The 7,027-nt window shown below is 67.6% G+C and carries 4 protein-coding genes; 1 reads left to right on the top strand and 3 read right to left on the bottom strand.

Annotated elements, in window-relative coordinates; translation table 11 throughout:
* Positions 1 to 171: 171 nt before the first annotated feature.
* The 3 genes from purL to dapA all read right to left on the bottom strand — a co-directional run bounded on the left by purL (position 172) and on the right by dapA (position 6,119).
* Positions 172 to 4,071 (bottom strand): phosphoribosylformylglycinamidine synthase, encoded by a 3,900-nt coding sequence (gene purL, locus QZT63_RS00710; protein WP_290647759.1) that lies wholly within the window; start codon positions 4,069 to 4,071, stop codon positions 172 to 174.
* A gap of 95 nt (positions 4,072 to 4,166) precedes the next feature.
* Positions 4,167 to 5,240, bottom strand: a complete 1,074-nt coding sequence (bamC, locus tag QZT63_RS00705; RefSeq protein ID WP_290647758.1) for an outer membrane protein assembly factor BamC — start codon at positions 5,238 to 5,240, stop codon at positions 4,167 to 4,169.
* A gap of 3 nt (positions 5,241 to 5,243) precedes the next feature.
* A complete protein-coding gene (gene dapA / locus QZT63_RS00700; protein WP_290647757.1) occupies positions 5,244 to 6,119 on the bottom strand; it encodes a 4-hydroxy-tetrahydrodipicolinate synthase in 876 nt (291 codons plus the stop codon).
* 256 nt (positions 6,120 to 6,375) lie between these two features.
* Between dapA and QZT63_RS00695 the strand changes: the two genes are divergently transcribed.
* The gene (locus QZT63_RS00695; protein ID WP_290647756.1) at positions 6,376 to 6,906 is read left to right on the top strand and encodes a glycine cleavage system protein R; all 531 of its coding nucleotides are present in this window, start codon (positions 6,376 to 6,378) and stop codon (positions 6,904 to 6,906) included.
* Positions 6,907 to 7,027: the final 121 nt, after the last annotated feature.

The raw sequence follows: 7,027 nt of genomic DNA, 5'->3' as shown, positions 1-7,027 counted from the left end.
TTAGCGCCAGCGTAATGCACCGTTAAACAATCCGCGCCAAGGGCGCACACACGCAGCTTGGGTTGCGCGCCTGCGGCGCCATGTCATTGACGGTGGATTACGGCTTCGCCTAATCCACCCTACGGCGGGAAGCCATGCCATGGCACCGCGGCCCATCGAAGGGCGTAGCCATTAGCCCAGCCACCGGCGCGCGTTGCGGAACATGCGCATCCACGGGCCATACTCGCCCCACTCCCGCGGGTGCCAGCTGTTCTGGACCGTCCGGAAGACCCGCTCCGGGTGAGGCATCATGATTGTGACACGGCCGTCGAGGGTCGTCAGCCCGGTGATGCCATCCGGGGAGCCATTGGGGTTGGCGGGGTAGTGTACCGCCATGGCGCCGCGGCTGGTCACGAACCGCAGGCTGACCAGCCCGGCCGAGGCGAGCTTGCGCGGGCCGCTGTCCGCGGGGCACTGCACCCGCCCCTCACCGTGCGCCACGGCGATGGGCATGCGCGAGCCCGCCATGCCGTGGAGGAACAGCGACGGCGATTCCACCACCTCGACCTGGGAGAGTCGCGCTTCGAACTGCTCCGAACGGTTGCGCACGAAATCCGGCCACAGGCCAGCCCCCGGGATCAGCTCGCGCAGCATGGCGAGCATCTGACAGCCGTTACAGACCCCGAGTGCGAAGGCCTCCGGGCGCTGGAAGAAGGCCGCAAACTGATCCCGCAACAGCGGGTTGAACAGGATGGTCTTGGCCCAACCGCCGCCGGCGCCCAGCACGTCACCATACGAGAACCCACCGCAGGCGACCAGGCCCTGGAAATCCGGCAAGCGGGCGCGCTGCTCCAGGAGATCGGTCATGTGCACATCCACCGCCTCGAAGCCAGCGAGATCGAAGGCGGCGGCCATCTCCAGCTGGCCGTTCACGCCCTGCTCCCGCAGCACGGCGATCCGTGGCCGCGCACCGCCGGCGACCATCGGGGCGGTGACGTCGTCGGCGGGATTGAAGCTGAGTGCCGCGTGCAGCCCGATGTCAGCGGTGTCCAACAGGGTGTCGAATTCTTCCTGCGCACAGTCCGGATGATCGCGCAGGCTTTGCATGCGCCACGTGGTCTCCTGCCAGGCGCGCTGCAGTACCACGCGGCTGCGATTCAACAGCACGGTCTCCCCGCGCAGCACCACCAGGCAATCGTCATCGTTGGGCGCGCCGATGACGTGCACGCAGTCGTCCAGTCCGGCTCCGGCGAAGCGTGCACGCACGGTGTCGACGGCCTTGCAGCCCACCTGGAGCACGGCACCCGGTTCCTCGGCGAACAGCGCGGCAACGCCGCAATGGCCAAGCCCGGCCACGTCCACTGTGACACCCATGTGCGCCGCGAACACCATCTCGGCCAGGGTGGTGAACAGCCCGCCGTCGCTGCGGTCGTGGTAGGCGAGCAGCAGTTCCTCGCGATTGAGGGCCTGCACGGTATCAAAGAAGGCGCGCAAATCTTTGGGGCAATCCAGATCCGCCGGGGTGTCGCCGAGGGCGCTGTAGACCTGCGCCAGGGCCGAAGCGCCGAGGCGGTTGCGGCCACGCCCCAAGTCCACCAGCAGCAGGCGCGAGTCACCGGCGTCGCCGCGCAGCGCCGGGGTCAGGGTTCGGCGCGCATCGCTCACCGGCGCGAAGGCAGTGGCCACCAGGGAGAGTGGTGCGGTGACGCTGCGAGTGTGGCCATCGTGCTCCCAGACGGTTTTCATGGACAGGGAGTCCTTGCCCACGGGGATGGCCACACCCAGGGCCGGGCAGAGTTCCATGGCCACAGCGCGCACGGTGTCGTAAAGCTTGGCATCCTCGCCGGGGTGGCCGGCCGCGGCCATCCAGTTGGCGGACAGGTTAACCCGCGGGAGCTGACCCACGTCGGCCGCGGCGAGATTGGTCAACGCCTCCGCCACGGCCAGGCGGCCTGAGGCTGGGGCGTCGAGCAAGGCCGTGGGCGCGCGCTCACCCATGGCCATGGCCTCGCCGGTGGCGCCGGTGTAGTCGTCCAGGGTGACGGCCACGTCAGCCACCGGGGTCTGCCATGGCCCCACCATCTGGTCGCGGGCCACCAGGCCGGTGACCGTGCGGTCGCCGATGGTGATGAGAAAGTGTTTCGCCGCCACCGCGGGAAGCCGCAACACGCGCTCCGCCGCTTCGTCGACTCGGACGCCACTGAGCGCGAGAGGCCGCCGCGGCGCATGAATCCGTGTCACCTCCCGGCGCATCTTCGGCGGCTTGCCGAAGAGCAGATCCATGGGAATGTGGACGGCGTCCTCGCCCAGGGTCCGATCGGTGAGCAACAGACGCCGGTCCGCGGTGGCCTCGCCGATCACGGCGTAAGGACAGCGCTCGCGCTCGCAGAGGCGGCGGAAGTCTTCCACCGATTCGGCGCCGATGGCCAGAACGTAGCGCTCCTGCGCCTCGTTGCTCCAGATCTCCATGGGCGACATGCCCGGGTCGTCGTTGGGCACCTCGCGCAGCTCCAGGCGACCGCCACGCTCGCTGTCCTCAAGAAGCTCGGGCACGGCGTTGGAGAGCCCACCGGCGCCCACATCGTGGATGGAGAGCACGGGGTTGGCCTCACCCAGCGCCCAGCAGGCATCGATGACTTCCTGCGCGCGGCGCTGCATCTCCGGGTTACTGCGCTGCACCGAGGCAAAGTCCAGCTCTTCGGCGCTGGCACCACTGCTCACGGAAGACGCCGCCCCGCCGCCCAGGCCGATCAGCATGGCCGGACCGCCGAGCACGATCACCCGGGCGCTGCCGGCCACTTCCTGCTTATGCACATGGCCATCGCGGATGGTACCCATGCCGCCGGCGATCATGATGGGCTTGTGGTAGCCGCGGATCTCATCGCCATCGACGCCCGGCACCCACTGCTCAAAGGTGCGAAAATAGCCACCGAGGTTGGGCCGGCCGAACTCGTTGTTGTAGGAGGCCGCGCCGATTGGCCCTTCGCGCATGATCTCCAGCGGCGAGGCCATGCGGCGCGGTCGGCCGTTGTTCCCGGCCTCCCAGGGCTGCACGGCGCCGGGCAAACGCAGGTTAGAGACGGTGAACCCGGCGAGCCCCGCCTTGGGGCGGGCACCAAGGCCGGTGGCCGCCTCGTCCCGGATCTCGCCGCCGGCGCCGGTGGCCGCACCCGGAAATGGAGCGATCGCCGTGGGATGATTATGGGTCTCAACCTTCATGACCAGGTGCGAGGCTTCCCGGTGCGCTCGGTAGACCCGGTCGCTTGGGTCCGCGAAGAAACGCTGAACCTCCGGCCCCGCAGCGACGGCGGCGTTATCGCTGTAGGCCGAGAGCACGCCCGCGGACCGCTGCCGATAGGTGTGGCGGATCATATCGAACAGCGAGCTCGGCTGCGCCTCGCCGTCGATCACCCAGTCCGCGCGAAAGGTCTTGTGCCGGCAGTGCTCCGAGTTCGCCTGGGCGAACATCATGAGCTCCACATCCGTGGGGTTGCGAGCGAGCGTCCTGTACTGAGCGACCAGATAGTCGATCTCATCGTCGTCCAGGGCGAAGCCCATCGCCTGGTTGGCTGCGACCAGGGACGCCCGGCCGCCGCCGAGGATATCGACCTCGCGCAGCGCGCCGGGCGCGTGCTGCTGAAACAGCGCCTCGGCTTCCTGTATGTCACCGAGGACGGCTTCGGTCATGCGATCGTGGAGCAGCGACGGCAGGCGCGCGCGCTCGTCGCTGGTGAACGCGCCCTCCGCACGCCGCAGGCGATAAGCGACACCTCGCTCGATACGCCGTACGGCGCACAGGCCGCAGTTGCGGGCGATATCCGTGGCCTTGCTGGACCAGGGCGAAATGGTGCCGGGGCGTGGGACCACCAGGAACAGCTCGCCCCGCCCCTCGCGCTTGGCGGGCGCGCCGCCTTCGAGCAGCAGCCCCCGCAGGATCGTTAGCTCGCCGTCGTCGAGAGGGCGCTCAAGCAGGACGAAGTACTCGACATCGGCGCGGACCTGCTTGACCGACGGAACCTGCTCACGCAGGCCGGCCAGCAGCTTGTCGAGGCGAAAAGGCGAGAGTGCCGGCGTTCCGGTCAGGTGCAGCATAGCATCCCGTTACACAACAAGCGGTGGCGTCGCGGGCGCACGTGCCTGACAGGGGCCCGCACGGCATGCGCTGGACCGACGCGGGCGCACCCGGTTTAGCGCAGCTGATCCTCGATGAGGGTCAGCAGGCGTTCGGCCAAGACGTCCGGCACCCGCTCGCCGTCTTCGGTGCTCACGGTAACGGCGGTGCCCTGGTCGGCGGAGCCCAGGACAATGGCGTAGGTTCCAGGCTCAAGCTCTGGCTCACGCTCGCGCCAGAACGCCATGCGCGCGAAAAAGCCGGGGCCGTCGTCCTGGTCTTCGGCAGTGGGATCATAGCGCACGAGGAAGCGCCCCCGAGCACGGTTGCGGTCTTCAACGGTAAACGCCGCGCGGTCCAGCGCCAAGCCGACGCGTTGCCAGCTTTGCAGGTAGCCGTCGCGCACCAGCAGCCGCGGCTCGCCGTCGTCACCGGTCTCAAGCTGGCTCACGCGCCGTTCGCGCTGGGCCACCTGCTGGGCCGCGAAGGCTTCATCGGCGCCGAGATAGAGCATAAACCCGCGCAGCATCTCGGCTTCCAGCCCCCGATCCGCGGGGCGTGGCGCCCAGCCATTGTCGCCGGCGGCCGCCACGCGCCGGTGGGCGACGAACACCTCTGAGCGCTCCGGTTCATCGGTGGGCTCCACGCGGATCAGGTACTGCTCCGCCAGCGGCGCGGCTTCCGGGTCTCGCTCCAGGGGCAGCAGCGCCCCGCCGCTCGGGCCCATGGGACGCGACAGCCAACCGGTCTCGATAACGCCCCGCTCCTTGTCGCTACGGGCAACGGGTACACGCTCATCTTCCAGCCACCGCTCCAGCCCCTCCCAGACCTGCTCGGGGGCGGCCTGCACCTGTAGCCAGCGTTCGGCGCCCTGCTGGCGCATGCGCAGACCGACGGGCTCGGGGGCGACGTCCCGGGCGGCGCGCGCCTGCTCGCGCCGTTCCTCTCCGCCTAGGGAGGAGCGGCCGCGATCGCCCCGCATCTCCGGGATCTCGCCGATGCGCTCACTGGAGAGGTCCGGCGGAATCGACAAGCGCTCACTGCGGTCGAGTTCCTCTTCACCCCGCCCGCCGCAGGCAGCGAGCAGGATGGCAACAACCGCAACAAGCGACAGTGGAGCGAGGGGACGGCACTTTGGGCAACGCAACATAGACTACTTGACCTCGGCCAGCTTCATGGCCTGGCGAACCGTTTCGTGATGCTGTTCCGACAGCTGGGTCAGCGGCAGACGCAGGGTCGGCCCGATAAGGCCCATTTCGCTGACGGCCCACTTGACCGGGATGGGACTGGTCTCAATGAACAGGGCTTTATGCAAGGCTGCCAGCTGGGCGTCGAGGGCGTCCGCCTGCTCCAGGTCGCCTTCGACAGCCGCCATGCACATGGCGTGCATCAGCCGCGGCGCCACGTTCGCGCTCACGGAAATGCAGCCCTTGCCGCCGGCGAGAATGATCTCCCGGGCGTTCGCATCATCACCGCTGTAGACATCGAGGCGGTCACCGCAGCGCTCCAGGATTTCCCGGGGCCGTTGAATGGTGCCATAGGCCTCCTTGACGGCAACGATATTGGGGATGTCGGCAAGCCGCTCCACGGTCTCGGGAAGCATGTCGCACGCCGTGCGCCCCGGAACGTTGTAGAGGATCTGCGGAATCGCCACCGCTTCGGCCACGGTCCGGAAGTGCTGGTACAGCCCTTCCTGGGTGGGCTTGTTGTAGTACGGCGTGATCAGCAACGCTGCATCGCACCCCGCCTCCATCGCGCAGCGCGTAAGCTTGATGGCCTCCCAGGTGGAGTTCGCTCCGCTACCGCCGATCACGGCGATGCGATTGCGCGCCAGCTCAACGACCCGGCGCATGACATGACAGTGCTCCTGGTAATCAAGTGTTGCGGCCTCACCCGTGGTGCCGACGGCCACAATGGCGTCGGTGCCGTTCTCCACGTGGAAATCCACCAGCCGCCCGAGCGCGGCCTCATCCACCGAGCCGTCCTGATGCATGGGTGTCACCATCGCGACCATGCTGCCACGGAACATTGCCTTAGCCCTCCGGGAAAATTGACATTGCATAGTACTTGCGGGGGATATCACAGACAAGTGATGCCCATGGGGCGCGTCCCGTTGACTGGTGCGTCGGGCACGGAAGCGTGGCCGGAGCACCGTGATACACTCACGACATTTGCAACGGTTTACGCGGACCGCCAACACCCCCGTGCTCATTGACTGCGGAAAACGCCGCGCAAACGAGAGGTTCCACGGGGTTGCCAGCAGCACCGAAAGACGGGGACGACGCATGGACAACTATCTGGTGATCACAGCGCTCGGCAAAGACCACCCGGGCATTATCAACCGATTGGCGGCGGCTGTGGCAGAGGCCGGTTGCAATGTGGTGGACAGCCGCATGACGGTGCTCGGCGGGGAGTTCGCGGTCATTCAGATGGTCGGGGGGCGCTGGGACGCGCTGGCCAAGCTGGAAAATGTACTGCCGGGACTGGGTGATGAACTCGGCCTGCATGTGCATTGGAAGCGCACGCACGACCGTGCCCACACCGGCGATCTCCTGCCCTACGCGGTCGAGGTTGTGGCCATGGATCATCCGGGGATCGTCCACCAGCTGGCGCAGTTCTTCTCTGCGCGCGGCATCAATATCCGCGACCTGAGCACCACCCGGTATCCGGCGGCGCACACGGGGACACCCATGTTCGCGGTGAACCTTCTGCTGGAGATCCCCGGGTCAACGCAGATTGCCGTGCTGCGCGAGGAGTTTCTCGACTTCTGCGATCAGCTGAATCTGGATGCGGTGTTTGAGCCGGTGAAGCATTGAACTAGTGTCCTGTCCCGTAAATACGTTGCGAAAATTGGCGTGGATCCTGACGGTTCCTGGCAAGGCGCGCCGACGAGGCGTAGCGGGGACTACGGCGAGGAGGCGCAACGCCGCCAGGGGC

The sequence above is a fragment of the Aquisalimonas sp. genome, from assembly GCF_007120195.1.
Classification (GTDB): domain Bacteria; phylum Pseudomonadota; class Gammaproteobacteria; order Nitrococcales; family Aquisalimonadaceae; genus Aquisalimonas.
The sequence above is the reverse complement of the archived record's forward strand: the minus strand, read 5'-3'. Positions and strand labels throughout refer to the sequence as shown.

Bases quoted from the DNA above. Each gene is read 5' to 3' on its own strand.
- purL (WP_290647759.1), bottom strand. From the start codon at position 4,071: ATGCTGCACCTGACCGGAACGCCGGCACTCTCGCCTTTTCGCCTCGAC.
- bamC (WP_290647758.1), bottom strand. From the start codon at position 5,240: ATGTTGCGTTGCCCAAAGTGCCGTCCCCTCGCTCCACTGTCGCTTGTT.
- dapA (WP_290647757.1), bottom strand. From the start codon at position 6,119: ATGTTCCGTGGCAGCATGGTCGCGATGGTGACACCCATGCATCAGGAC.
- QZT63_RS00695 (WP_290647756.1), top strand. From the start codon at position 6,376: ATGGACAACTATCTGGTGATCACAGCGCTCGGCAAAGACCACCCGGGC.